At 50.9% G+C, this 25,905-nt stretch carries 27 protein-coding genes, 1 tRNA gene and 1 pseudogene; 15 read left to right on the forward strand and 14 right to left on the reverse strand.

The window, feature by feature from the left end; all coding sequences use genetic code 11:
• Position 1 precedes the first annotated feature (1 nt).
• The 3 genes from BLW97_RS10800 to BLW97_RS10810 all read left to right on the forward strand — a co-directional run bounded on the left by BLW97_RS10800 (position 2) and on the right by BLW97_RS10810 (position 2,588).
• Positions 2 to 397 carry an ExbD/TolR family protein gene (locus BLW97_RS10800; RefSeq protein ID WP_075323159.1) on the forward strand — a complete coding sequence of 132 codons (396 nt, stop codon included), beginning with the start codon at positions 2 to 4 and terminating at the stop codon, positions 395 to 397.
• Positions 394 to 1,110: a TonB family protein gene (locus BLW97_RS10805; RefSeq protein WP_242947797.1), complete on the forward strand. Its 717-nt coding sequence runs from the start codon at positions 394 to 396 to the stop codon at positions 1,108 to 1,110. Before BLW97_RS10800 ends, BLW97_RS10805 begins: the two co-directional genes overlap by 4 nt.
• A 98-nt stretch (positions 1,111 to 1,208) precedes the next feature.
• Entirely contained in the window at positions 1,209 to 2,588 is a 1,380-nt protein-coding gene (locus BLW97_RS10810) for an alkaline phosphatase D family protein (RefSeq protein ID WP_010640410.1), read from the forward strand.
• 102 nt (positions 2,589 to 2,690) lie between these two features.
• On the opposite strand, the gene BLW97_RS10815 is transcribed toward BLW97_RS10810, so the two are convergent.
• Together BLW97_RS10815 and BLW97_RS10820 are read right to left on the reverse strand one after the other, a co-directional pair.
• Positions 2,691 to 3,986 carry a sensor histidine kinase gene (locus BLW97_RS10815; protein WP_010640407.1) on the reverse strand — a complete coding sequence of 432 codons (1,296 nt, stop codon included), beginning with the start codon at positions 3,984 to 3,986 and terminating at the stop codon, positions 2,691 to 2,693.
• Positions 3,983 to 4,666 carry a response regulator gene (locus BLW97_RS10820; RefSeq protein WP_075323160.1) on the reverse strand — a complete coding sequence of 228 codons (684 nt, stop codon included), beginning with the start codon at positions 4,664 to 4,666 and terminating at the stop codon, positions 3,983 to 3,985. The genes BLW97_RS10815 and BLW97_RS10820 overlap by 4 nt, the downstream gene beginning before the upstream one ends.
• A 532-nt stretch (positions 4,667 to 5,198) precedes the next feature.
• Between BLW97_RS10820 and orn the strand changes: the two genes are divergently transcribed.
• On the forward strand, positions 5,199 to 5,762 hold the full coding sequence (gene orn / locus BLW97_RS10825; RefSeq protein ID WP_010640402.1) for an oligoribonuclease: 564 nt from the start codon (positions 5,199 to 5,201) through the stop codon (positions 5,760 to 5,762).
• 6 nt (positions 5,763 to 5,768) lie between these two features.
• Here orn and BLW97_RS10830 read toward each other — a convergent pair whose 3' ends face one another.
• Complete coding sequence (locus BLW97_RS10830; RefSeq protein WP_010640400.1) at positions 5,769 to 6,017, reverse strand: hypothetical protein; 249 nt, start codon at positions 6,015 to 6,017, stop codon at positions 5,769 to 5,771.
• A 15-nt stretch (positions 6,018 to 6,032) separates the two neighbouring features.
• Between BLW97_RS10830 and BLW97_RS10835 the strand changes: the two genes are divergently transcribed.
• From BLW97_RS10835 to BLW97_RS10865, 7 genes are all read left to right on the forward strand, one after another.
• Complete coding sequence (locus tag BLW97_RS10835) at positions 6,033 to 7,118, forward strand: LLM class flavin-dependent oxidoreductase (protein ID WP_075323161.1); 1,086 nt, start codon at positions 6,033 to 6,035, stop codon at positions 7,116 to 7,118.
• Entirely contained in the window at positions 7,118 to 8,083 is a 966-nt protein-coding gene (locus tag BLW97_RS10840; RefSeq protein WP_075323162.1) for an NAD-dependent epimerase/dehydratase family protein, read from the forward strand. Before BLW97_RS10835 ends, BLW97_RS10840 begins: the two co-directional genes overlap by 1 nt.
• An 18-nt stretch (positions 8,084 to 8,101) precedes the next feature.
• Complete coding sequence (locus BLW97_RS10845; RefSeq protein WP_075323163.1) at positions 8,102 to 8,992, forward strand: diiron oxygenase; 891 nt, start codon at positions 8,102 to 8,104, stop codon at positions 8,990 to 8,992.
• 30 nt (positions 8,993 to 9,022) lie between these two features.
• Positions 9,023 to 9,304 carry a hypothetical protein gene (locus BLW97_RS10850; RefSeq protein WP_075323164.1) on the forward strand — a complete coding sequence of 94 codons (282 nt, stop codon included), beginning with the start codon at positions 9,023 to 9,025 and terminating at the stop codon, positions 9,302 to 9,304.
• A gap of 8 nt (positions 9,305 to 9,312) precedes the next feature.
• Positions 9,313 to 10,944, forward strand: a complete 1,632-nt coding sequence (locus tag BLW97_RS10855) for an alpha-D-glucose phosphate-specific phosphoglucomutase (protein ID WP_075323165.1) — start codon at positions 9,313 to 9,315, stop codon at positions 10,942 to 10,944.
• 15 nt (positions 10,945 to 10,959) lie between these two features.
• The gene (locus BLW97_RS10860; protein WP_010640391.1) at positions 10,960 to 11,319 is read left to right on the forward strand and encodes a YtxH domain-containing protein; all 360 of its coding nucleotides are present in this window, start codon (positions 10,960 to 10,962) and stop codon (positions 11,317 to 11,319) included.
• Positions 11,320 to 11,353: 34 nt separating this feature from the next.
• Positions 11,354 to 11,430 (forward strand) — tRNA-Pro (locus tag BLW97_RS10865).
• 47 nt (positions 11,431 to 11,477) lie between these two features.
• On the opposite strand, the gene BLW97_RS10870 is transcribed toward BLW97_RS10865, so the two are convergent.
• From BLW97_RS10870 to BLW97_RS10880, 3 genes are read right to left on the reverse strand one after another with little or no spacing between them, the layout of a single operon-like run.
• Positions 11,478 to 12,509 carry a site-specific integrase gene (locus BLW97_RS10870; RefSeq protein ID WP_024894611.1) on the reverse strand — a complete coding sequence of 344 codons (1,032 nt, stop codon included), beginning with the start codon at positions 12,507 to 12,509 and terminating at the stop codon, positions 11,478 to 11,480.
• Positions 12,510 to 12,518: 9 nt separating this feature from the next.
• A complete protein-coding gene (locus tag BLW97_RS10875) occupies positions 12,519 to 12,743 on the reverse strand; it encodes a DUF4224 domain-containing protein (protein ID WP_024894612.1) in 225 nt (74 codons plus the stop codon).
• 4 nt (positions 12,744 to 12,747) lie between these two features.
• Positions 12,748 to 13,707: an AAA family ATPase gene (locus BLW97_RS10880; protein ID WP_024894613.1), complete on the reverse strand. Its 960-nt coding sequence runs from the start codon at positions 13,705 to 13,707 to the stop codon at positions 12,748 to 12,750.
• Between the two features lie 223 nt (positions 13,708 to 13,930).
• On the opposite strand from BLW97_RS10880, the gene sppA reads away from it, so the two are divergent.
• Complete coding sequence (sppA, locus tag BLW97_RS10885; protein ID WP_075323166.1) at positions 13,931 to 15,754, forward strand: signal peptide peptidase SppA; 1,824 nt, start codon at positions 13,931 to 13,933, stop codon at positions 15,752 to 15,754.
• A 529-nt stretch (positions 15,755 to 16,283) separates the two neighbouring features.
• Here the strand turns inward: sppA and BLW97_RS10895 are convergent.
• The 5 genes and pseudogenes from BLW97_RS10895 to BLW97_RS10915 all read right to left on the reverse strand — a co-directional run.
• A pseudogene (locus BLW97_RS10895) lies at positions 16,284 to 16,445 on the reverse strand (IS110 family transposase); the annotation flags it as partial.
• 139 nt (positions 16,446 to 16,584) lie between these two features.
• Positions 16,585 to 17,676 carry a L,D-transpeptidase family protein gene (locus BLW97_RS10900; RefSeq protein ID WP_065968042.1) on the reverse strand — a complete coding sequence of 364 codons (1,092 nt, stop codon included), beginning with the start codon at positions 17,674 to 17,676 and terminating at the stop codon, positions 16,585 to 16,587.
• A 167-nt stretch (positions 17,677 to 17,843) separates the two neighbouring features.
• A complete protein-coding gene (locus BLW97_RS10905; protein WP_024894617.1) occupies positions 17,844 to 18,311 on the reverse strand; it encodes a phosphate-starvation-inducible PsiE family protein in 468 nt (155 codons plus the stop codon).
• 257 nt (positions 18,312 to 18,568) lie between these two features.
• Positions 18,569 to 18,796: a hypothetical protein gene (locus tag BLW97_RS19790; RefSeq protein ID WP_024894618.1), complete on the reverse strand. Its 228-nt coding sequence runs from the start codon at positions 18,794 to 18,796 to the stop codon at positions 18,569 to 18,571.
• Between the two features lie 116 nt (positions 18,797 to 18,912).
• Positions 18,913 to 19,725 carry a peptidylprolyl isomerase gene (locus BLW97_RS10915; RefSeq protein WP_275077610.1) on the reverse strand — a complete coding sequence of 271 codons (813 nt, stop codon included), beginning with the start codon at positions 19,723 to 19,725 and terminating at the stop codon, positions 18,913 to 18,915.
• 870 nt (positions 19,726 to 20,595) lie between these two features.
• Here BLW97_RS10915 and BLW97_RS10925 point away from each other — a divergent pair.
• On the forward strand, positions 20,596 to 22,077 hold the full coding sequence (locus BLW97_RS10925; RefSeq protein ID WP_075323169.1) for a trypsin-like peptidase domain-containing protein: 1,482 nt from the start codon (positions 20,596 to 20,598) through the stop codon (positions 22,075 to 22,077).
• A 389-nt stretch (positions 22,078 to 22,466) separates the two neighbouring features.
• Here the strand turns inward: BLW97_RS10925 and BLW97_RS10930 are convergent, their stop codons facing one another.
• Positions 22,467 to 23,006, reverse strand: coding sequence for a Slp family lipoprotein (locus tag BLW97_RS10930; protein ID WP_075323655.1), 540 nt, complete (start codon positions 23,004 to 23,006; stop codon positions 22,467 to 22,469).
• Between the two features lie 275 nt (positions 23,007 to 23,281).
• Positions 23,282 to 23,413, reverse strand: a complete 132-nt coding sequence (locus tag BLW97_RS20215) for a hypothetical protein (protein WP_264318633.1) — start codon at positions 23,411 to 23,413, stop codon at positions 23,282 to 23,284.
• On the opposite strand from BLW97_RS20215, the gene BLW97_RS10935 reads away from it, so the two are divergent.
• A complete protein-coding gene (locus tag BLW97_RS10935; RefSeq protein WP_226852578.1) occupies positions 23,369 to 23,896 on the forward strand; it encodes a YfgM family protein in 528 nt (175 codons plus the stop codon). The genes BLW97_RS20215 and BLW97_RS10935 overlap by 45 nt on opposite strands.
• Positions 23,897 to 24,103: 207 nt before the next feature.
• On the opposite strand, the gene BLW97_RS10940 is transcribed toward BLW97_RS10935, so the two are convergent.
• On the reverse strand, positions 24,104 to 24,865 hold the full coding sequence (locus tag BLW97_RS10940) for a 2OG-Fe(II) oxygenase (RefSeq protein ID WP_075323656.1): 762 nt from the start codon (positions 24,863 to 24,865) through the stop codon (positions 24,104 to 24,106).
• Between the two features lie 239 nt (positions 24,866 to 25,104).
• On the opposite strand from BLW97_RS10940, the gene BLW97_RS10945 reads away from it, so the two are divergent.
• Entirely contained in the window at positions 25,105 to 25,671 is a 567-nt protein-coding gene (locus BLW97_RS10945; RefSeq protein ID WP_077218381.1) for a hypothetical protein, read from the forward strand.
• Positions 25,672 to 25,905 lie beyond the last annotated feature (234 nt).

The following is a 25,905-nucleotide window of genomic DNA, read 5'->3' on the forward strand; positions in this document are numbered from 1 at the left end:
CATGCAATACCTCGAAATGAAAAAAGGGCGTGTCGAGATTATCCCGATGATTGATATCATGCTATTTTTGCTGATTTTCTTCATCATGATCACCGTCCACATGATTCCCAGCCAAGGACTACCAGCGCACCTTCCCGGTTCCAGTTCTGCTCAGGAATTACCCAAACCCAAAGTGGTATTGACCCTACATGCCGATGGCAGCCTGGAAATCAAGGACAAAACCATCACTCTTCAGGATCTCGAAACCCAATTGCGCCAGGGGGGGAACCCCTCAGAAACCCAGGTAACCATTGCCGCCGATAAAGGTGCCGACATTCAGGCCCTGGTAAAAGTCATGGATGCCTGTCGTCATGCCGGCGTCACCGCAATCGGCCTTGCCGCCAAACCCGTGTCATGATGTCCGCAGATTTGCGTCCGCTGGGAAGTCTGGTCAAGGCACCAAGTGGTAACGGCAACCTCAAGGCGCTGGTGATTGCAGCCGCCATTGAATCGGCTTTTGTCGCTGTACTGATCTGGCAAAGTGCAACACAGACTCCCCCACCGGCAGCCATCAATGCCCCCGTTACCATCAGCCTGGTGCCACCCGCTCCGCCCAAACCGTTGCCACCCACGCCCAAGCCAAAGGTACAACCAAAGCCCGTACCGCGACCGACTCCACGACCAACGCCACGGCCGGTTCCACACCCTGTTGCCAAACCCCAGGAGAAAATTCCGGTGCCACCATCACCATTGCCCAGCCCGGTGCAAGCTCCGGCACCCAAAGTCATAGCGACACCACCGCCTCCCCCGCAGAGTCCTGCTCCGGTAAGCCCGGCCGTGCGCGAGGACTATCTGGCACAAGTAAAAGGCGCCATTCAGGCAGCGGTCCGTTTTCCGGAATCTGCAAAAATGCTGGGTGAAAATGGACGGGTACAGTTGCACTTTTTCCTTCATAACGGTCAGATTAGTGAGGTGAAAATCATGCAAAAAGGAAGCATGAGTGCCTTCGATAGCGCCGCCATTGCCGCCTTGCGCAATGCCCGCCTGCCCACCGTCCCCGCAGGTCTCAAAGAAAAAATCTTCGATTTGAGCATCTGGGTGGAATTCAAACTTAGTGATCAAAACGAATAATCCTTAACAGACCCGGATGATTGCAGCTATTTAGACCACAGTCACAGAAGCTAAAATATCCGGGGTAAATATCTTATTCCAAGAGGGAGCCAATACCGATGTACATTTCGCGTAGAAAATTTATAACTCACTCAGGACTGGGTTTAGGGCTTGGTCTCAGCCTGCCCGTGACCGCTTTTGCCATGCCGGTGCCGGTCCGTGCCACGAGCCTGCATGCCGGGCCCATGACCGGTTATCCGGCGCAACGCTCAGCCAACATCTGGATGCAGACTTTGGGACCTGCCAGGGTGAGTATCGCTTATTGGCCCGTCCATCAACCGCATTTACGTGAAAACAGCAGCGAAATAAGCACCAGCGCCAGGGAGTTTTATACCGCCTTGCTCACCTTGGATGACCTTGCCCCGAATACAACCTACCAAACTGAAATACAATTGGACGGCAAAACCTGGAGCGGAAAAAATCTGCAAATACATACCCCTGAACTCTGGCAATGGCGTCATCCCGCTCCGGATTTCAAAGTCCTCACGGGGTCTTGCGCGTACATCAACGATCCGCAATATGATCGGCCGGGCAAAGCATATGGGGGTGGGTACGAAATATATGATCCCATGACCGCTGAAGCCGCCGATATGATGATCTGGTTAGGAGATAATCTTTATTTTCGCGAAGCCGACATTCAAAGTCCTGCAGGAATGGCCATGCGCTACTGGACGGATCGCGCCTTTCCGCCTCTGCAAAAGTTTTTGCAATCTACGCGACAGATAGCTATCTGGGATGATCATGATTACGGAGCCAATGACAGCGACAGCAGTTTTGTCCTGAAACAAAGTGCACTCCGCCTTTTTCAGAGTTATTGGGCGAATCCCTCTTATGGCCTACCAGGAATACCCGGGGTATTTACCCAGTGCACCCTGAATGATGCCGATTTTTTTCTGCTGGATGATCGCTGGTATCGCGATGCAGATGCTGCCCACTTGTCACGCGGCAAGCAAATGTTTGGCAAAGCGCAAATGGATTGGTTAAAAAACGCCCTGCTCAGCTCTCGTGCGCATTTCAAAATTATTGCCGCAGGTGGCCAACTTTTTAATGATGACGATGCTTATGAAGGCTGGAATTTATATCCGGAAGAACGTCAGGATTTTATGGACTGGCTCCAGAATAATCAGATCAGGGGATTATTGTTTCTTTCGGGAGATCGGCATATCAGCGAATTAATGCGCCGACCCCGCCCGCATTACTCCGGCAAACACGATTATCCCCTCTGGGAACTCACCAGCTCTCCACTCAACTCAAGTCCGGCCAAAGGAGACGCCAACCCCTATCGAGTGCCAGGGACATTGATACAAGCCAGAAACTACTGCAGCATTGAATTCCTCGGCAAGGGCGCGGGGCGTCATCTACTCCTGAGTTGCAAATCCACCGAGGGTAAGACCCTTTGGGAACATCAAATCAGCAGCGCCGATCTGGGCTACATCTGAGCCAAAAAACCAACATCTTCTAACGGCACTGGGCCTGCAGCCTTTGCCGCGACTTTGGCCCGCGCCGTTGTTGTTCCTGGTGGAATCCTGGATTTCGCAGCCTCAAACGGGCCAGGATAATTCTGCGCATAAACCACCCCCAGCCCCATTCATCAGACGCAGGCGCATGCCTTGTGCTTCGGCCAGCTGGCGAGCAATAGCCAGGCCTAATCCACTTCCCTCACCATGCCCTCTGGCATCATCCAGACGAATAAATGGCTCAAAAACCTTTTCCATCTCGATTTCCGGAATTCCCGGACCGGCATCACAGAGCCGGATCAGAACCTGGTTGGCCATTTTTCTGAACTCCACGCGAACTTCTCCGCCGCCATAGCGTATGGCATTATCGAGCAAGTTGGACAACAAACGACGTAAAGCTTCCCGATCTCCCCGAAAAGCATAACGGCGAGGTAACTGGGCATGCCATCGCCCCCCTGCCCGCTCAAAATCGGCGCCAACTTCTTGCAATAAAACCATCAAATCGAAATCTGCCACTTTGGCCGCCATACCGCGCCCCAGATCCAGCGATTGTGCCAGCAGCGCGTCCATGCGCTCGATGTCCTGCAACATGCCATCGTGCAAATGCCGGGGAGTATTTTCCGGAAGCAGTTCCCAAGCCATGCGCAATCGGGCCAAAGGCGAACGTAAATCATGGGAAATGCCCGTCAATAAAAGAGACTGATGATTAATCATTGCCTGCAAACGCGTGCGTAATTCAGCAAAAATATCGAGAATATTTTGAAACTCATAGGCTCCGCTGGGTGGCAAGCTTGGCAATGGCGCTTTGAGCGAGCTTTGAAGAGCTGTAGAGATAACATCCAGCGGCTTTAAAACCCTGCGTACCAGAATCATGGTCAAAACCACCAACGCCAGGGTCGAAAACACCAAAACAAAAATCATGGCGATAGGCAGTGATGAAGCGAGGCGCCCCCGATCAAAATGCACCCAGATGGTTTGTCCGGAAATGTTTACCGGCACCCAGAAAGTTCGTACCGCGCCACCCAACACATCTACGGGAACGGGTTTTCCCAGACGTTTACTGAGTGCCTGGCTCAAAAGCCAGCCATAAATATGGCCATGCGTATGTTTGATTGTACGGTCCAGTTGCGCCGAAATTTCTACCCCATTATCGGCACGCAGGCTTTCCAGAAAAGCCGGTCGTTTTTCGGGCGAAAGCTCGGTGTAGGTTTTAGCGCTGATCACAATCAGACCGGCCAGATCTTCCGCCGATCGTTCTGCCAACGGATAAAGCACGGTCAGAACAACTATCACCAAGGTAAGAATCTGTAAAATGACAATACCCGGCCCCAGCGTCCAGGCCGTCTGTGAAAATAAATTTCTGCCCCGCCGCAAAGTCATGGACCCGGCACAAAACGATAGCCCAAGCCACGCTCTGTCTGCAAAAAACGCGGTTGGCGGGGATTTTCTTCCAGTATTTTTCGTAAGCGGGTAACGCGTACATCAATACTGCGATCAAAGCGTCCATCTTCTTCGCCGCCCAAAAGTTGCAACAGCAAATCCCGGCTCAAAATACGTTTTGGTCGTTGTGCAAAAACCAGCAATAAATCCATTTCCGCCGGGTTGATGTCCACCTCAGCATCGCCTCGATATAGCCGGCGCTCCGAAATCTGCAGGTGAAATTCTCCGATCTCTACCTTGTCAGCACCTTCATCCTTACCGCTACGCCGTAACAGTACGCGCAAGCGCGCCAACAATTCCCTGGCGTTAAAAGGCTTGGCCAAATAGTCGTCCACCCCACTTTCGAGACCCAGAATGCGCTCGTCATCCTCCCCCCGGGCCGAAAGCATCAGAATGGGCGGGCCGCCTTCCTTGCTGCGTAACTCTTTGGCCAGACTGATGCCATCCTGTCCTGGTAACATCCAGTCCAATACGATGACATCTATTGGGCCAGCAAGCAGGTGTTGACGCATCTGCTTGCCATTGGCTGCCAACAAAACCGCAAGTCCCTGTGCTACCAGATACTCCCGTAGCATGTCTGCAAGCCTTTGATCATCATCCACTATCAACACGACCGCCATAACCTGCCTCGCTTGTTCTTCCCTGTGAAGCACAGTGCCCCATCAGGAAATATTCCCGAAATATTTACCGCCTACTATAACACCATAGGCAGCAGCGGTACCCAAACCAAAAGATAGAGTGGAGCGCGTTTTTCAGCAAGCCGGTAAATAATAAAAACGGTTATGCTTTCAGGTTTGTAGCGGTTGTTTTGCGGCTATTAGACGGATCTTTGATCCGTCTTTTTTTATGGGCGCTGTGAACAAGCAAACGGGCCTTCAAAAAAAATCAAACAGGGTATTTTGCGGAAATATTCCAGAAACAAAACGTCCGTATTATGTAAACCATGGCGAGGGCGCAACGTACCCAAACCTCACAGAAAGAGGGAGCGCTTTAAGAATTTTATGCACCGTCGGCCCGAAGGCCGCAGTGCTTTAGGTATGAAACAGTTTTGTAGCGGTTGTTTTGCGGCTATTAGACGGATCTCTGATCCGTCTTTTTTTATATCGTGGTTATCATGCTACACTATTGTTGCTTGTTCAACAAGGATGTCGTATGGACCCCAAAAACCAACGCTTAGTCTGGGTGGATCTTGAAATGACCGGTCTGCACCCTGAGCAGGATGAAATCCTTGAAATCGCCAGTATTGTCACCGACAACCAGCTTCGCATTATCTGCGAAGGGCCGGTGCTAGCCGTGCATCATCCCGACACCGTGCTGGCTAAAATGGATGACTGGAATCAGCGTACCCATGGTCAATCCGGGCTGATTCAGCGGGTGCGAGAAAGTCGCCTGGATACCCAGGCCGTGGAAACCCAGACCCTGGATTTTCTCAGCGCGCATGTTGCTGCCGGAACTTCGCCCATTTGCGGCAATAGTGTTTGCCAGGATCGGCGTTTTCTGGCTCGACTGATGCCCCGACTGGAGCGCTTTTTTCACTATCGGATGATTGATGTCAGCACGCTCAAAGAGCTGACTTCCCGCTGGTATCCCGGCTTCCCGAAATTTTCCAAGGCAGAAAAACATGAGGCCCTGGCGGATATCCGTGAATCCATTGACGAACTGGCTTATTATCGGGAGAAGATCTTTCCGCAGCTTCTGGAGTTTCCTGAAAAGTAGATCCCGTTATTTTACCGGTGCCGGAAGGTTCTGGATCAGCTCAACCCGTACCCGCACTTCCAGATTTTCTGCCAGAACCTTGCAAAGCAGGTAGTCTCCCTCCGGACTTTCCTGCCACTCGAGGGGCATGACGACTTCCATGTAATGAATGCCCGTACTTTCATCCGCCCAGTGCAGGCGCATTTGTTCTGATGTTAGTATGGCAATTTGCAAGCGTTCGGCAATCTGGCGCGGAGTAGATGCAATCTGGGTCACGGAGGCTCCTCAATAGTGAAAATAGATCTTTTCTACGAACTTGCTGTTCCCGAACATCAGGGCCGCAGCGAAGCCCAAGTTTATCACGAAACGCTAGACGAACTCAGCCTGGCGGACCAGCTGGGTTTTCATGGTGCCTGGCTGGTAGAGCATCATTTCATGCGCGAGTATTCGCATTCCAGCGCCCCCGAAATCTTTCTGGCTGCTGCCAGTCAACGTACCAGCAAATTGCGCTTGGGACATGCTGTTGTGGTACTGCCTTATAATCACATAATCCGGGTTGCCGAACGGGTTGCCGCCCTGGACATTCTCAGCAATGGTCGTCTGGAGCTCGGCGTTGGTCGCGGCTTTTCTCCCAAGGAATATCAACTTTTCGGCAGCCAAATGGCCGACAGCCGCCAACATATGCAGGAAGGTTTGCAAATTCTTCGTGCGGCTGGAGGACCTGCTTTCAGCCACAAGGATAAACTTTATCAGTTTGAAAATCTGGATATATTACCCAAACCCATCCAGAGACCTCACCCCCCCCTGTGGACAGCAGCCGTCAGTCCCGCCACCTTTCAGTGGGCCGCTCAGGAAGGCATCGGGGTACTCTCCGGACCCTTCAAGCCCTGGTTCATGATCAAACAGGATTTACGCGCTTATAAAAAGAGCTGGCAACAGCAACATGGTCAAGGCCCTTTGCAGGCCGGACAAAATAATGGATTTGCCATGACCATTGGTTGCCTTTGCCTGGAAGATGCCTCTGAAGCCAGACGGCTGGCTGAGGGATTTACCTGGTACTATCAACGCTTGCTGGATCAGACCAGGCCGGTTCTCGCGCAATTGCGGGAAAGCTATGAATACTATCACCGGCTCGGCTTCCTTGAGCCCCTGCTGCGGCGCGGCCTGAGTTTACGCATGCTCGAAAGTATGGGCATGGTGGTGGTCGGTGATCCGGAAACCTGTCGAAAGAAGCTTTCCAGATATGCACATGCCGGAGTTGATCGCCTGATTCTGGCGGTTGGCGCAGGCATGGTGCCCAGTGCCGTTACCCGGCGTTCCCTGCAACTGCTCGCGGAAGAAGTCATTCCTTTCCTGAACCCGCCGGAAGCTCGCTGATGCGGGTCATGGTTACCGGTGCTGCTGGTCATACGGCTGCAGCATTACTTCCGGTTCTCGTGCAACGGCCGGATATTCAGCAGGTGATTGCTGTTGATATTCACCCGCCCGCTTTTAGCTCTGCCAAAATGCGCTACTTCAGCATGGATATTCGCGACCCGTGTCTTGCAGAGCAGCTGGCAGGCATCGACCAGATCATTCACCTGGCTTTTGTGGTTCTCAGCCCTCATCTGGGGCCACAAAACCGTTGGCGCAGCGAGATGCGCGACATCAATCTGCGCGGTAGCCAGCATCTTTTTCAAGCAGCGGCCAACGCCGGCGTAAAGCATGTCATTTACACCAGCAGTGTTGCCGCTTACGGTGCCTGGCCCGATAATCCCATTCCTCTGAATGAAAACTGGCCCTGCCGGCCGGTACCCGGTTTTGCCTATAGTGAAGACAAGGCAGCACTGGAATCCTGGCTGGATACTTTCTCCGCCCAGGAACCGGCATTGGCAGTTACCCGATTGCGTCTTCATGCCATCATCGGGCCCCATGGGCAAAAGCTGGTAAATACCATTGCGACCAGTCCATTTAATGTACGCATGAAGAACCCAGATCTACCCATCCAGTGCCTGCATGAAAACGATGCGACCAGCGCCATCATTGCTGCTCTGGATCACGCCCATGGTGGAGTGTTCAATATTGCCGCAGCAGAACCTGTCCCGTGGTCCAACATTCCAAGACGCTGGTCTTTACCATTGAGCCCCGGACAATTACATCGCATCCATCTCCGTCTGCGGCCCTTCAATCGGACCTTGGGAGACCCGGGCTGGCTTCAGGCTCTGGAAAATCCGCTTATTGTAGATACCCGCCGCGCTCAAGAGACACTTGGCTGGCAGGCACGTTATTCTGTCAGCGAAGCACTGTCCTCTCTACGTCAGGCTCAGGGTCTCAGTCCGCTTAAAGCTTGGAGGGTCTCCTAGACCATGGCACAATAGCGCATGACTTTTGCGTCCAACATTCCCGTCCAGGCCCGTATCCAGCGCCATCATGATGCGCTGGTCAAACGCTTGTCTGCACATAGCAGTCAATACCGGGATCCGGTCAGCACCATCCCCTGGGAAAGTCTGGATGCTGACAGCGCCTGGCTGCCGAATTCCCTGGTTTCACTTTATGGGCTCCCGGAATACGAGCAGCTCAGCGCGGATGAACGCACCCGGCTTTCGCAGGTGGAATTTGTTTCTTTTTGTGAACTGGGCCTCTGGCTAGAGGCCCTGTTCATCCAGCGACTCAGTGCCAATTCCCTGCACGAGATGTATCGCGATCCCCAGGGCTATCATTACCAGCTCCACGAACTGCGTGAAGAAGTCGGGCATAGTCTCATGTTTCTGGAGCTCCAGCAGCGTTCCCATCTGCCGTTTATGACCCCTCTTAGTGAGCGTCCGCCCTTGGCACGTCTGTTCGCCCGCTACGCTCCAGAGGGTTCTGCGGCTTTTTGGGCGACTATTCTCATCGGCGAGGATGTGCCCGATCGCATGAACCGCCTGATTTTCGCCCGTAAGGATCTTCCTTCTGCCGTGCTCGCCATTACCCATGTGCACATGCGCGAGGAAGCGCGGCATATGGCTTTTGCCCGGACGACCATCCAGATGCGCAGTCAGGCCATGCATAGCCTGAAAAAAAAGGCCATCAGCCCGGTGTTGCGCGAAGTATTCCGACAGTTTCTGCGCACCTGCTTTTTCCCCTCAGAACAAGTTTATGCTGCGGCCGGCCTGAGCCATCCCAGGGTCTGGGCGCGTCGCGCCCGTCACAATCCGCACCGGATTGCATTGATGAACCAGTGTGCAAACCCCAGTCGTGACTTTCTGCGCACCCAAGGCTTTGCCTTGTGATTTTTTTCCTCCTGCTATAATTTGAGAACCATGAAAAAAACCATGCTGTTTGAACTCGGATCCATCTACGTTTCCCCGGATGCCCAGGCCATTTTTGAGTCTGGCGAGCTGGATCCACAGGAATTGCTCCGGCGTCATGTTACTGCCGATTGGGACGAAGCCAGTGACCCGGAGGTTGTGCGTGCCAGTGAAAAGGCCATCCAGAGTGAAGGGGTTATAGTCAGTTCCTGGCAGATCAGTGGTTATACGGTCTGGATTCGGACCGATTCCAGCAGAAAAACGACCATCATCGACTTACCACTTGAACACTGAGGTGTACCATGGCGGTGCTGACGATTCCTACACAGGCTTTTACCGATCAACGCCCCGGCACCTCGGGACTGCGTAAAAAAGTCTCGGTTTTTCAGCAGCCTCATTATCTCGAAAATTTTGTCCAATCGATCTTTGCAGCGATTCCTGACCGCAAGGGTAAAACGCTGGTTCTTGGTGGCGATGGACGCTTTTTCAATCGCGAAGCCATCCAGATCATTTTGCGGATGGCCGCAGCCAATGGCTGGGGCAAAGTCATGGTCGGCCGGGGAGGACTTTTGTCTACCCCCGCTGTTTCTGCAATCATTCGGGCCCACCATGCCCATGGCGGCATTATTCTCAGCGCTTCCCACAATCCGGCTGGCCCCCATCATGACTTCGGCATCAAATACAACATCAGCAACGGAGGACCCGCTCCTGAAAAAATCACGGATGCCATCTGGGCCGGCAGTAAAAGCATCCAGAGCTATCAAACTCTGGATACTGCGGATGTCGATATCGATCACGATGGTGTTTTTCAACTCGACGACATGACCGTTGAAATTTGCGATCCGGTCCGGGACTATGCCGAGCTGATGGCCCGCATTTTTGACTTTGAAACGCTGCGTCGTCTTTTTAATGGCAATTTCCGCATGCGATTTGACGCCATGCACGCCATCACCGGTCCTTATGCCCTGGAGATTCTTGAAAACCAACTGGGTGCCCCTGCCGGCACGGTCGTCAACGGCATTCCCCTGACGGATTTTGGTGGTGGTCATCCCGATCCGAATCTGGTGTATGCCAAGTCTCTTGCTGATTATCTGTTCGGCGAAGAGGCTCCCGACTTTGGCGCAGCATCCGACGGTGATGGCGACCGCAACATGATTCTGGGTCGCCAGTTTTTTGTCACACCCAGCGACTCTCTGGCGGTATTGGCTGCCAATGCTACCCATATTCCCGGTTACCACGGCGGATTGAAGGGAGTAGCACGCTCCATGCCCACCAGTCAGGCCGTTGATGTGGTAGCACAAAAACTGGGCATACCACATTATGAAACGCCGACCGGCTGGAAATTTTTTGGAAATCTTCTGGATGCCGGTAAGATTACCTTTTGTGGCGAGGAAAGTTTCGGCACCGGTTCTGATCATGTCCGCGAAAAAGATGGGCTCTGGGCGGTCCTTGCCTGGTTGTCGGTGATCGCCGCGACCGGCAAATCCGTGGCAGAAATCGTGACCCGGCACTGGCAGGAATTTGGCCGCCATTACTACACCCGTCATGATTACGAAGGGATACCTGCCAGCGCCGGGGAAGAAATCATGGCAACACTCACTGCTCAGCTTCCGGTGCTGGCAGGGCAAACGCTGGCGGGAAGAATTATCCAAACCGCTGATGATTTTGCCTATACGGATCAGATAGATGGAAGCATTAGCAGCCATCAGGGATTGCGCCTGCTGTTCAGCGATGGAGCGCGCCTGGTTTTCCGTCTTTCCGGAACCGGAACCGAGGGTGCGACTCTGCGGATTTATCATGAACATCTGGAACAGGATGCTGCGCGCCAGCAACTGGATCCACAACGGGTTCTGCGTGAACTGATTGCCTTGGGCAAGGACCTGACCCGTATTGAAAAACTTACGGGCCGCAAGGCCCCCACTGTCATCACCTGATGAAGGAGTCTGACTATGATGGATTACGACAACGATAGTAATGGTCTTGGATATAGTGCTTTGGGCATTGCCCTGCTGGCGGGTGCCGCTGCCGGAGCAGTAACCGCTTTGCTTTTTGCCCCTCAGGCAGGCGACCGCACCCGCGAACAAATTCGCCATCAGGCTAATCGTGCCTGGGACAAAGTGGTCGCTTCCCGTGAACGGATGAATGAACGCGTGGAAGAGTTGCTGGATACCATCGCCATTTACAGCGAAGAGCTGGTCCAAAAGGGTAAAGATCTGAACGACCGGGAACGGCAACGCCTCAATGATGGCATCGCCCTGGCCCGTAGCGAGTTGGACCGCCTGCGTCGGAAACTGTCCCGTTTAGATTGACCACGGAGCAGCAAGCGGCTATTCTCTGCCGCGACGGGGCGTAGCGCAGCTTGGTAGCGCGCCTGCTTTGGGAGCAGGATGTCGTAGGTTCGAATCCTATCGCCCCGACCAATTAAATCAACAGATTACGGCACCTTCCAAGGGTGCCGCTTTCTAAATCACTCTTTGCCTTCTAAAACCCTACCCAAAGGGAGTACCTTTTGGGTTTCTCTGGCGCGGATATAGGTTTCGGTCATGGAACCGTCTGCGTGACCGGCTAGGGCTTGGGCGTAGTCCCTTCCGCCCTGTCTGCTGGCGTCGGTGAGCGCCTTCGCCCGAATATCATGGAAGTGGGCATCTTCTACCTGGGCACGTTGGCAGAGTCGTTTCCAGGCCCAGAGCCAGCCGTTTTCAGAGAACGGCTGGCCATCGCGGGTAGAAAACAGATAAAAACTGTCAACACGTCTCCGCAGAGCCTTGGCGCGATCCAGCACGACCCGCAACTCCTGGGTGATCTCGAAAGCCAGTTTTTTGCGGGTGGAGTAGGCCGTCTTGGAAGGACGTACAACGAGAACATCGTCCTGAATATCCGTTAATTGGAGACGCATAAGGTCGCCGCGTCGCAGGGCGGTCAGGTAGGCCAGGTCAATGATGATTTGCCATTGTGGGTTTGCGTGTTGGCGAATCTGTAAAAGTTCGGCATCGGTAATATAGCGATCCCGCGCCTGTTCCTTGTTGCGTCGCACTCCGCGTGTAGGGTTGATATCACACCATCCCCACCGCATGGCGAAACTGTAGATGGTGGAAAGCAGGCCGATCTCCCGATTGGCGATAACCAGGACAGGCTTCCCGGACTTATCCTTGCGTCGATCCAGATAAGCGGCAATATGATGGGGCTTTACGTCAGCCAGTTCCACATCACCAAACACTTCAGCGAGTTTTTGCGCCATGCGCGGCCATTCTTTTTGTGTTTTTTCGGAATAGGTAGAGAGACATTCTGCGAGAAAACGATGGATAGCGTCACTGACGGTGCGCCCATGGCGGTTTTCTTTACCTTCCATTTCTGCCCACATTGCTACCGCTTCGGGGTAACGATCAGAAAGGCGTATCCAGACGTTTTTCCCGTCCTTGCGGGCGACATAATAATAAACCCGCCCCTTGCGTTGCATACGGGGCGGCAAATGGCGATTGACGGTACGCGGTCTGGGCATACCCCGTTTTTAGCCGACCTGATCCAGAATCTCAAGCCTGGGTTGTGCTTTTTTATGGGGCCTGCTTTCCGTGACTGTTCCGCCAAGTTTGCGTTCGACTTCCGCCCGCAGGACGACAGGCCGTCCGACCGCGTTGATTTCGCAATGATACCCATGTTCCCGTAGCCATCGTGCCTGGGCGGTCCAGCGTTTGCGTCCAGTGAGTATTTCTATTTCATCTGGCGTGAGAAACATTTTTTCAGTCTCCCTCTTGCAGGGAGCAAACCCTTTGCAGGCTGCCAAGCCCTTCGCAGGGTGCAAGCCCTTGCGGGGTGCTCACGGACAGAAGGGGTGTTTCTGTCAGGGTGATGTCGGTTTCGAGAGGGACCTCCTGCAAACTTTCAATTTCCGCCCAGAGCAATGGCAAAATGCGCTGCACTTCAAAGGACCGCAGGATATTTTCGGGTTCATCGCGACGCATGAGCCAAGCCACGGTAGCCGCTTTCAGATCATCCAGACTTCGGCAAACATGGCGGGCCTCGTTCAGGAAGTGGGTCATTTCCTGTAAGGAGATCACAGTTTCATCCACCCGTTCGCAGGCATGGGCCAGATCAACAGTCAGTGCACAGGCTTTTTCCGAGGTCTGGGTGCGCGATAAAAGCAACTCCACCGCCAGCGCATGACTCATGCGTTCCATGCGCAGCCGCCGACAGCGACGCATGAACGGCTCGGTATGTTCGCGCATTCCGTTACTGGTCACCAACACCAGCAATCGGTCGAGATTGGTATAAAGGTGTTCGCCGGGCTTGCCCGGTACGCGGCCGGTTTGCAGCCAATCCAAAAAGAGTGCTTCAAAGGATTCGTGAACCTTATCCATTTCATCCAGGCAGGCGACGGTCCAACCTTCCTGCTGGCTAGCTTCGGCCACCTTGGTCAAAAAACCTTTTTCGGAATCCCTTCGCAGGGTGCTAGCCCCCGCACTGCTCTGGTAGTCGAAAAACTTTGCGCCGTCCGTCCAGGAATGCAGTTGGACGTAGTGGTAACGCTCCCGCGCTTCCAGCGCATCGGCAATCGCTTCTGCGAGCGCCGTTTTGCCGGTTCCGGCCTCTCCGGTCACGAGCAAGGCCCGCGCCCCACTCCCCTTCTGGGCCATCAGGGATTTTAGCGCCTGGATGGTTTCGGAATTGGGGCGGTATCCGGTTCGGGTCAAATCCATCATCAGAAAAACTCCTGTATCGGTACTTGATACAGGGGTGATGCCGATTTCTCAGACAGGTCATGGTAACTCCTAAAAATATCTGACTGATCAAACGCGGGCCTGCTATCTGGCTACATTAGTATTTTTCGAATTTCACAAATGTTGTATACTGGTCTGCATACGGCTTTATGGTTCGAATGGAATCTCCACATCACGTTTATTACTGCTGTTAGGATGATTGGCTATGCGCATATTGCTTCTTCCCTTCATTTGGTTGGACCGTGCCATGCACTGGTTGCGCATAGGAATTCTCAACCTGCTGACGCTCGTTATTCTTTTGTTTCTTGTTGTTTTTATAGCCTACAAATCATTCTATCATCCTGTTGTTCCCAATGGGGCCGCTCTGCTTATCGCTCCACGTGGTGCCCTATTTTACAGTCAAAGCGAATCCTGGCAAAGTCGTGTGCTGAATCACCTTGCCGGGCAGAAGGCTGCAGATGCTTCCGTTAGGCAGATGGTCCATGGGATTGATCGCGCCTCCACAGATCCGCGCATTCATCTGCTGGAATTAAATCTAAGTGACTTTAGTGGGGGCAGTATCACCCAGCTAGACACTATAGCACGGGCCCTACGGCGATTTCGTGCGCAGGGCAAACCTATTTATGTCTATGCACCCAACTATTCCCAAGATGCTTATCTATTGGCCGCCCAGGCCAACCATATTTACCTGCCCAAGTTAGGTGCTGTCCTGATCACCGGATTTTCGACGCGCGGCTTATATTTTAAAGGACTACTAGACAAATTGGGGATCACGGTATACTCCTTTCGACAAGGGCAATATAAATCTGCCATGGAACCCCTTACCCTGACGCATATGTCCAAGCCTGCTCGGGTTGAAAATGCCGCCTGGCTGAAAGTATGGTGGAACGCCTATCGCAACAATGTAGCCCAAGGTCGTGGGCTTAAACCTTCGCAAATTGCCGATTATGCGAACCGGTTGCCTGAACTTATGGTGAATTATAGAGGCAATGCTGCTGAGCTGGCTCTTAAGCAAGGACTGATCACTCATATCGGTGATGCGCATGCGTTTAGGAAGGCGGTTGCCGCCGCGCTGAAACAATCCCCTGGCCACGTAAAATTGATTGGATTGCATACCTTTTTGGCAGCAACCCAAAAAACCACTAACACCCATGCGCAAATTGCGGTCATACCTATTGACGGGATGCTTGTAACGGGAGACACCCCCCTTCCAGGCGTAGTCGCGGCCCAAGCCACGATCAAGCAGTTGAACCGCGTCCGTCATGAAGCCTCGGTGAAGGCCGTCGTTTTGCAGGTGAATAGTCCCGGTGGCGATGTCAGCGCAGCCCAAGCGATTCGTGCCGCTATTGTCCGCTTACGCAAGGCGCATAAACCGGTTATCGTCAGCATGGGTACCCTCGGCGCATCAGGTGCTTACTGGCTCTCAACTGCAGCAGATCGTATCTATGCCCATCCCACCACGCTGACAGCCGACATTGGTGTGTTTGCGCTATTCCCGAACTATGCAGGGCTACTAAAAAAATTGGGGGTTCACTATTCGGGAGTGGCCACCACGAAAAACGCCAATGCGCTGTCCCCGTATGCACCCATGGGTAAAAATGTTCAAAAAGCGCTTCAGGCGATGGTAAACCATACCTATGCTGACTTTGTGAAACTGGTAGCCAACGCTAGACATATCCCATTCAAAAAAGCCGAACACGATGCCCAGGGTCGCGCCTGGAGTGGCCTGGATGCCTATCACCTAGGCTTGGTCAATGCGCTCGGAGGTATGCCGCAAGCGCTTCAGGAGGCTGCCAAACTGGCAAAACTTTCCAAAGGACAATATCGGATAAAATACCTGCCGCAGCCAACACCTTCGATTGCACCTACCCAACAGTTGAATGTGTTGGGTCTCACCAGTCTGCGTGACGATATTTTGGGAGAAAGCTCCACGCTCGCTGGAGTGGTTCCCATGGACCAGATACGTTTACTGCTTCACGAGGCGCGTCCATACGCTCTTATGGCTTATTTACCCGTAAACCCCCGGTAATGATGAACCAAGCTCCCTGCCTGTTCAGATACTTCCACAGTAAATTTGTCTTTCATGCTTATTTACTTCGCTATCTATTGGTTCCATTCCGTCATTTCGTAGAGCCACTAAATCTGGGACGATCTCTGCGGAAAGTATTTTCACAACCGGGCCTTTGACAGTCTGGAGGCACTGGAAGTCCAGCTTGTTGTTGGTCTATGTGTCATTGAGGAAGACCACACCCGCGTGAAATCCATCGCGGGATGGAAATACATAATTAACTCTATTTCTACTGTGAATTAGAATCATCCCCTGCCAAGCTTGCAGCGCCCCAATACAAAGACCCGCAAAATGGCTGCTCCAACCCCCAGAATTCCCTGCTGATTGGAACCGTACCGTACATACTAATTGCCTGTTCTGCGAATCGGGAAAGGTACACGTGTTAGCGGAAAAACAGTTTCATACTGATAAAGTATCATCCTAGCGTTTCCCCTGAATTACGGGGGGCTGGATCTGCTTGACAGACGCACCCGACTCTACCGCGAATAATGCAGGCTTCCATGGCCACGATATCCGGTTGCCGATTGGCGAAAAACTCCAGAAGCGCCCGACGCTTCATCTGTTTGCGATGAATCTCACCGGTCTCCATGTCTACCCAGTGCAGCTGCATAACCTTTTTTGCCAAATCCAGTCCATAAGTTGTAATCTGCATGACGAGTCCTCCTTGTCCTTACCGTGGATAAATTTCCACCTTGGCACCTTGATGCCGTCCGGATCAAGCGGGGACTCCCTTCTGAAGCGCCCCGCTGCCGGTCCTGTAGGGGGAGGCATCCTTACCATCCCTCAAAGAGTCACTCCTTCTGACCCTTAAGGATAACCTGTACATGTAGGTGTTCCTGGTTTTTGGTTTTCGCTAAAGCCAAAGGCGGAGGAACGGCCGCACTATTGGCTGCAGGACCATAAGGGGCGTAAGCATATGGCTTGGCTGGAAGTGCTGCAGATAGTGTTTGATAACTGGGGGAATGAACGCCTATGGGTAAAGCGACTGTATTGTGCTCTTCAACGATGCGACGCACCCTGCCCCAGTTAATTTTTTCATGAACTCCATGTTTCGTCATGAATAGCTTGATGCGCATAACGGCACGCTGAAGGTCTGAAAATCCCTCTTTATGATAAGCGTCCAAGGGCTTATAGGACTGGAGATAAAGCTGGCCATTATCAATGCCGACCAAATTGGGCCGGTCGATAATGCGAACCGGAGTCCCGACCGGAACCATGGGGAACAATTGCGCGATATTTTCAGGATACATCTGAAAACAGCCCTGACTGGACCGCATGCCTACGCCCCATGGATGGTATGTTCCATGAATAAAAATACCAGAGAGTCCCGTTTCCATCGCCAATTCGCCCATAGGATTTTCGGGGCCAGGCGGCCAGTACCATGGTATATTCATGTGAAATTTCTTCTTGAACCAGGCATGGATATTCTTCGGAACATTCCATGCAGGCATCCGGTACTTGGCAATGATTTCAGTAGTCGTCAAGCTTTCTTTCCAGCCGGGTAGAAACACCCCAACAGGGTAAGTAAATACGACATGATCATGGGCTGGAAAGTAATAAATCCGTCGCGCAGGGATATCTACAACAATACCAACCCAAGGTTTGGGTGGTAAAACATACTGGGCGGGGATGACCACTTTACGAGCCTGCCCGGGTAGCCACGGATTAACGCCTGGATTGGCATGCGTGACCTGATTGTAACCCAGATCATAAAATCTACCGATATCAAGAAGTGTATCGTCCTGATGCGTTGTTACCGCATGCAATGATCCAACTATATTGCCTTGATTGGGCAACGCAAAAACACTCGCTTGTGCTGTGCCAAGAACCAGACAACCTAACACAATCGGTAACAACCAGATAGACTGTTTATTCTGAATCATATGGCACCCCAAGAAAACAAGCATAAACATAAAGTTAAATCAATAACAAGATAAGACAAACTCACGCTCAAATTAACGAAAATCAGCTTTTATAACTCCTCACGAAGAGACAGATAAATGATCTTACCAGAGGATTCGGATACGTATTATAATTCACGCTCCTATAGTTACTCATCCTGACCTATACGTTCTCGCACATCAAGGATATAGTAAACCACGCCAAGGCATACAGCAGAAATGGCATAAGCAAGAACTGTGGCACTGTGGATATTACCGGTATCCAGTAAAACGAACTCTCTAGCTATTACCAGTATAGCAATCAGAACCACCGTTTTAACACGGACTATCTGTCCACGATGTTTGATGGAGTGGAAAATTGTATGATTAAACTCCAGGGCAATCAGCAAGCTCATAATAGAGCCAAAAATAGTGGAAAAAGTACGATTATTTATATCAATTATTTTTATTTCCAATAGGTTTACGACGTGTGACAAAAAGCTGCCAAAAGCAAGCACAATAACTACCATTATCACGAAAGATATGGCGATTGAAAATATCTGTTCAAAACGTTCGTAAACCGTAAGAACAGACCAGTTTGCTCTTAGCTTATGGAATATTTTTGGATTGATTGGCATATCTTATACCTTCACATGTAAAGATTACTTTATCCATAATAGATGTCACAGTAACCCTGCTTCACGATGAACCAGCAAACGCGCCAAGATCGCGTACTGATAGATAGCTATTCGAAGCCAAAGCATGAGTGATTTAAGCGGATCAGAAGACCGTTTTAAGAGACATGCTGTGGTGGAAAAGCAGCATTGCGTGCACATATTTCCTTAACCTTAAGGTATAGTGGTACCCAGAAATCAAAGTTTTAGATTACATAGACTCAATCATCAGGCCAACCAGCATTTTTATGCAACACATACACCAGATAGATTTGTAAGACTATCAAGGTCATAAAAATAATTAATGTTGCGCAATAATACTGCGGCCATAACGCTCCCGATAACACAAAATCAAGACCCATGAATGCCGAAATCAGTAGGATGATATAATCCTTCATCGCAGCATACCTATCAAGGTTAAATAGCAGATCATCTCCCTCCCTCTCCATCAGAAGCATTCATGCGATATATTTAAGTAGATGAGATTTAGCTCCCATCCAACCATGAACGCATGGTTTCATTCTTGAGCGTACTTACGAACAGTTATCCATTATACATACTACGGCTAGCCAAATATTTTAATATCAGCATGATGGCGAAGATCATCGACAAATCTGGCCGCTTCTCGTTGAGCGAGTTGAACTTTAAGACGCTCTTTTATCGCGTTAAAGGATGGTGGAGTGATTGCCCGAGTTGCCTGAACCTCCATGACGTGATAGCCATACTGTGTCTTTACAGGTCCGAATGGCTTTTCTATCGGTCCGGTTTCTATGGCTTTGGCCAGGGGCGCAGAAAACATAGCAGGCACAATCCAACCAAGCTCACCGCCATGCGCCGCACCGGACCGTATAATCGAATCTTTTTGAGCCAACCCTTTAAACTTCTTTCCATTTTTAAGCGCTCTCAAAATATTTTCCGCATCAGCCTTCGTTTTTACCAGAATTTGCCGAACCTTGTACTCTTTTTTCCCCATGGATTTCACGAAATTATGGTAGGCTGATTGAAGGGCCGAAGCGGTTACAGGATGATCATGGACATAATGATCCACCGCTACATCAGCAAGAATCTGCTCACGAGCCAACGCTAAACGCGTCTTAAAATTAGCGGACTCATTGATGTGATGTTTGATGGCGTATTGTGACAATATCTCCATGTTGATTAAATTTTGTACAACTTGGTGCCGGGCGTGGGGAGTCTTCGCAAGGTTTGGGCTCATGGACAGAATAGTTTGCACTTCGCTCTGGTCAATGGGCTTTCCGTTAACCGTAGCAACTGTTCCAGCGAAGGACGGAATGGCATAGGCACTAACCACAGTAGCAAGAATAATCAATCGAACTTTTTTCATGTGAACCACCTTCTTATCGTTGCGGAAATCCACAACAGACAGTCTCAATACATCTGTGATCTAACACCACAGAACCGGGAGGAAATATTACACGGAGCGACCATAAGAACAGCGATTCTATCCCGATAATCGTGACTGCGAACTATATCCATACTTAGCATTCAGATACCGACCCTCTAAAAAGGCTACCATCGCACTTCAAGGTGTGCGCATCACACCTCAACAAGATAGATATGCATTTTCTTTCTCCGGAATTCAAGATAGATAAACTGACCTTTAACCGACCAGAAAGTTCCCTGGCGTCATGCTCGCTGATGGATTATCTCTCTAACAGTGTACCAATCAATATCTCAACTCTAATCCACTACTTGAAAATCTCAGAACTTGTTCCCATAAATGTTATCCAATAGAGACGTAATCTGTAGTTTTACAGTCCAAGGAGATCTAAAATGTTAAGCAAAACTTTCCCATTAGAAAAATACATAGTGCTCAACCCGGCAATTCATAGAGTTCTTTATGTCACATACCCGGAAGTTGTCTATTTATCGGGTAGTACCACCGTTCTATAAAGCTGAGCAAATGTGATTCATGGGATTAATGGATATGAAAAAGCGGCTATTGCTAACCATTCTGGTTTTGCTGGGCATTCATCCGGGTGCAGGTATGGCTGATGTTCACCATAATCTGGCCTTTGTAGCAGGAGCACACTACCTTTGTCAGTCAGCCAATCAGGCTCGGGAGCAGGATATCAATCCAGATTACCTGGTTCCAGGATGCCAGCTATATCCGGCCTCTATGACTGCCAAAAACACATCGCCCAAACCCGGCAAAAATCCCAAGACCCTTTTGCACAGCAGATTTAAATCCGTGTCAGGGACACCGCAAAATTCAAGGAGATAACTGATGAAAACCAAGCTGCGGAAAAATTCTCGCTATGTCCTAACGCTGGCTGTGGCTCTTGCCTTGGGGTTCAGTGTGGGGGTGTCTGATCTGGTTTTCGGGCAGACGGATGGCACCATAACGCCCTTGCCGTCCCCTCAACAAGCCGCTAATGCGGAACGCATAGTAAATCTGCCTGACTTCACCCCCATCGTGAAAAAGTATGGAGACGCCATTGTCAGAATTACGGACTCCTCGACAAAAATTGTTCACGGTCACCAAGGGTTTTTCAATCCATTTCCAGAAAACAGTCCCTTTTTTGGTTTTTTCCATGGCCTACCGAACTACACGCCCCCGGTGAAAGAGGTTACCAAGGCACTTGGCTCGGGTTTTATCATTTCCCATAATGGTTACATTCTTACTGCCGGTCACGTTGTGCGCGGTATGCATCATATTGTCGTCACCCTGACTAATCACCATGCTTATCGTGCGCGCGTTGTGGGCTTATCCGTGCGTTACGACACCGCATTACTCAAAATTCATGCACACAATCTCCCCATAGTGCGTCTTGGCAATTCAAAAAATCTTCAGGTTGGTCAATGGCTCCTGGCTATTGGTATGCCATTTGGCCTGTACAATACCGTCACCCAAGGCGTGGTGAGCGCGCTGGATCGCTCATTGCCGCACGACGATGAATATATCCCATTTATTCAAAGTGATGTACCCATTAATCCGGGCAACTCGGGTGGGCCCATCTTCAACATGCGGGGACAGGTGGTTGGCATCAATGATCAAATATACACCAACGATGGCGGGTATATGGGTTTGTCGTTCAGTATACCTATCGATACAGCCATGCGTGCGGTACATGCTTTCGAGCGCCACCAAAAATTGAAGTTCGGATGGCTTGGTGTCGAAATTCAGTCCGTCACCCCTCAATTGGCAAAAGCCCTCCATCTCTCTGAGCCCGTCGGAGCACTTGTTGCCCAGGTCATGCCCTCAAGCCCTGCTGCCAAAGCGGGATTAAAACCGGGTGAAATCATTGTCACCTATGGCCATCATCCCATATATAGTGTGGGTACACTTCCCCCACTGGTTGGAGATACACCGCCAGGCAGAAGCATCAAGGTTGGGGTTTTAGAGCAGGGTAAACCCCACACCTTGCGGGTTAAAGTGGGCACCATGCCTCAACACATGCAGCTCGCCATTAGCAAACAGAGTCTGGATATTCGTCGGCTGGGCTTGCGCATTGGAACCTTGGGGCATAAAGAGCAAAAAGCACTGGGTATTCATCACGGGGTGTTGATCCAGGCGGTCTACCCGGGACCGGCAGCTTTTATCGGTTTGCACAGCGGAATGGCTATCCTGTCTATCAACCAGCAGCGTGTCGACAGTCCTGAGCAATTTGCACAGTTGGTAAAAGGGCTTCCGGCAAACACCCCGATATCTATGCGGGTGCGTAGCCATCATGAAAGTCTTTTTGTCGTGATTACGCTTCCGGGTTGAGTTTGAGTTTTGGTCGGTGATCAATCAGATCACATCGATCCGGGTGGGTCAGTCAATCAAGTTACCTGGCCATTGAAGAGCGTACAAAAGGGAAGCTCCGGACAGGAGCTTCCTTGCTAAACCTTTTCACCATCAAACCCATTATTAGGAGGCCTCATTGAAACAATGGTTAGTACTGATAGTCCTCGCTCTGTGTTATTGGGGCGCTTTTGAGATAGGCCACTACTGGTTGGTACATGACGTGGATATGCCTGATCAGCACACCCTGAAAGTCTACCATCCAGCCACAGACTTAACACGCTCCAAACATTCGACTGATTAATCCAACATCTTGAATATCCGGTTGGGTCTCTCTATGCAGGGACGATATCAAACGTGCATTCAACACACTACCAGTATGGCCAAAAACCCCAACCTGGTCCGTACCACCAACCCGGGTAATTGCCGAACCCAACCCCCATGTAAAACTGTTCCTGGACAGGCGGTTTTATCGGTCGAAGAGGCCAAAGATAAACAGCGCCTGCCTCCAATTTGGGATAGAGATAATTGAACTGCCCAATTTTATGATGGACTACGCCCACTACCCGCCCCACGAAGGTGATGTTCCGTCCGCTGCTGTAAACCATTGGATCATAGAAACCCGGAGTACATGCCAAAAAACGGCCCGTGTGGGCTTCCCCTTTTTCTGATTTGGGCTGGCCATTGTGACGCAAAGGTTCACCCAATACCGTAAAACAGGTTTGGTGCTCCTCAGGTTGAGTTTCAATCAATTTTCCCCCCCAACGTACGATCTTCCCGTCATCCCGACCCGATTGTGCCTGTTCAGGCGCAATTTTCGGGAAGTTTCCACTGACTGGAGTGATGGTGGCACAGCCCGAAAGAAGGGCCGATACTGTTAAAGCAATGGCTGGAAATTTCTTTCTTATCATCCACATCGGACCACCTCCATCGATCGGTTTGAACATTGGTAATAAAACAACCGGAGCAAAAGGAATTCATCAAATCCATCGGTAAACCGCCAGATCCTGTTTCCCTGTATGAGACTGCAAGTTCAATGAATTGTTCATTGTCTGCGCATCAACAGAACATGTAGACAAAAAGGTCTATCGGTTTGACGAGGCGAAGCAGAAAATGAATTGAGGTAGGGTTGATTTATTGCTGATCTTAATACAAGATTATAGATCATTTGCTACCCATTCTGTTGTTAATGACTGGTCCAGAACTCACGGAATTTCTCCATCGTCATCGAACGCTGCTCATTATAGGCGTTCTCTTTTTTCTTTTTGTTGGCTTGGCTGTTTTGGGCTACAACAAGTACCAGCAGCACCAGATGCAACAGGCCGCGCTGCTCTATAGTGAGCTGGTAAACGCTACGATTCACAAGAATAATAGCGTTGCCCGTGCCAGTGCGGAAAGCATTATAAATACCTATAATGACACACCCTATGGAACGCTTGCGCATTTTTTTCTAGCTCGCCTGGATATGGAAGGCAAACAGGTAGCCGTTGCTGAAAAAGCCTTCAAAGCGATTATTGATCATCATGAAGTACCGCTCGGCATGCATAGTATGGCCCGCCTGAGTCTGGCAAGGCTCTATGTGGATCATCATCATCCCCACAAGGCACTTATCCTATTAACAAAGGTCAGCAAGGCCTTCGCAGCTATCACGGATGAAATCCAAGGCGATGCTTATACCGCTTTGGATCAGCCTGAAAAGGCAGAACAGGCTTACAAATCGGCCATCACCGCACTTCCGGTGACCAGCCCATATCGCCGTTACCTACAATTAAAAGAGGCGAATATTGGAGTCGTGCCATGATAATAAGAATGTTAAACCACGTGGAAAATTTGCATAGAATCAATTGCCACAGTGTTCCGGCGTCATCATCCCAAAGTTGAAGTTAATCAGATCGACAAGGCAACATTACTGAGGACAAGGTACCTCACCTGAGAATCCGTAATCGGGGCAGCAAAAAGTGGGTGCAAGGATTTCTCCTTGCATAATATATGCATCATCTATTAACGGTTAGTTTTTTTGAACACCACCAGCCAGACGGTAGCCGTCAGCGTCTTTGCCCCGGACGCGTCGCCAGATGACCTGCGGGGTGAGGCGGTTGGCAACGACAATAAAAACCTTACGCAAATGACCTGACGGACACTGCACGGCTTTGACGGCATGCCAGGAATGATCAGTTTGCGCAAAGAGAAAACTCCGGTTCCCCAGTACCTGTGAGGCCCCGGCCTCGCGCAAATCCGTATAGACCGGCGCCGAATGACGTGGCCATTTGCCACCATCATCCAGAACCAGCGTCTGTCCGCCCCAGGCTTCTTCCCAGTCTTCTGGCGTATTAAAATAAAAAATATGCGAACCTATTTTCCGCCGGGCATCCGTATGGGGTGAAATGGAGGCACCGGATGGCGCATAATGCCAGTGCATGGTCAGGATAACCGGTGTCCTGGATGTTAAACCGAGCATCTCGCGCCAGAAATCCTTGTAAGCCTCACTGTGCAATTCGTGAATAAAATTTCTCCAGCTGGGTGCCAAGACTTTCTCCAGCGCTGGTCGATATTGTAATGCGAGACGATCATGGCTTGCTTGCCCGTGCGCCCTTTTGTAACCCATTTGGGATTCAAAAAGAACGGGATCAGGAAGATCCTTGCAGAGCTGGTCAAACTTTTCCGGATAAAGAAAATCCGAAATACGGATCCATGGGTAAGGCTGCGTATGTCGAAATTCTTGGGATTGGGCGCCCAGCCTGTCCATAACCGATTTGTTGATTACATCCATAAATGCCATCCGAAATGATCTGCTATTGCTCACCCGCCTAAGACCATTATATCGCTAGCAAATTCCAGGAGATTCTGCAGTGAAAGGCTTCAAACAAAACCGTGAACAATCATCGCCTCGTCAAGTTCGACCCCGACTGGCAGGGAACTTTCTGATAGGAACTCCGGTCTTTTCGGATGGAAGGACACTTCCATCCGATTGTTTTGGTCCCAGGGTTTTTTACAGCAAGGAGGATAGCCATGAAAAGAAACCCTCTCTCGAAAACAAAACGCCAGTGGCTTGCCTTGGCGAGCTTGCCCCTTCTCGGTGCGACTATGGCCTTACCCCTCGCCCATGCGGCGACAGCTTATGTTTCAGTGGATGGCCATTCGATTCCCGTTTCTGCGGAAAACAAAACCATTCATATTCCCGGTGGTGTCATCCGAATACAAACGGTCACTTGGGGGGCACAAGGTCATCCCGGACATTTGCAGGTGACTGCCAGCCATCTCTCTCCGGTACAGGCGCAAGCGCTGATCAATCGGAGTTTGTGGCAGATGCGCTCCATGCAGGTGGCAATGGATCGACAGATCGCTCAAATGAATCAGCTCATGCGGGTATCTTTTGGTCCTTTCATCGGTCCAGCCTTCAACTTCCCTGAACCGGTCATGATGACCCGATTGTTTTTGCCTGGAACGGAGATGAGGACGCCCATTCAGACACCCCATGTACTGGCAGCCCCCATAAATCCCTTGGCCAGTCACGAGATCCTGTCAGTACGCTGGAAGCATCCTGAGAAAATAGATCATCCTAAATTGCCTATTTGATAGCATTACGAGATATACCCCAAAGACCAGCTCGCGGTGTCTGAACACGAGCAGCAGATGATGTCGGCGAATACTCCAAGGACATCTTGGAATCAGGCATCTGCCGTGAATTCGTTGCTGTTTTGACGGATTCAGCCCCACGTCACGGGGCATTTTCCTATACCAGGAAGGTGCTATGTCCACGCTCTTATGTCGCCAGTGCATTTACTACGTTGCTTTTGGTCTCACCGTAAT

Origin of the sequence: Acidithiobacillus albertensis (assembly GCF_001931655.1) — a bacterium.
Lineage (GTDB): Bacteria > Pseudomonadota > Gammaproteobacteria > Acidithiobacillales > Acidithiobacillaceae > Acidithiobacillus > Acidithiobacillus thiooxidans.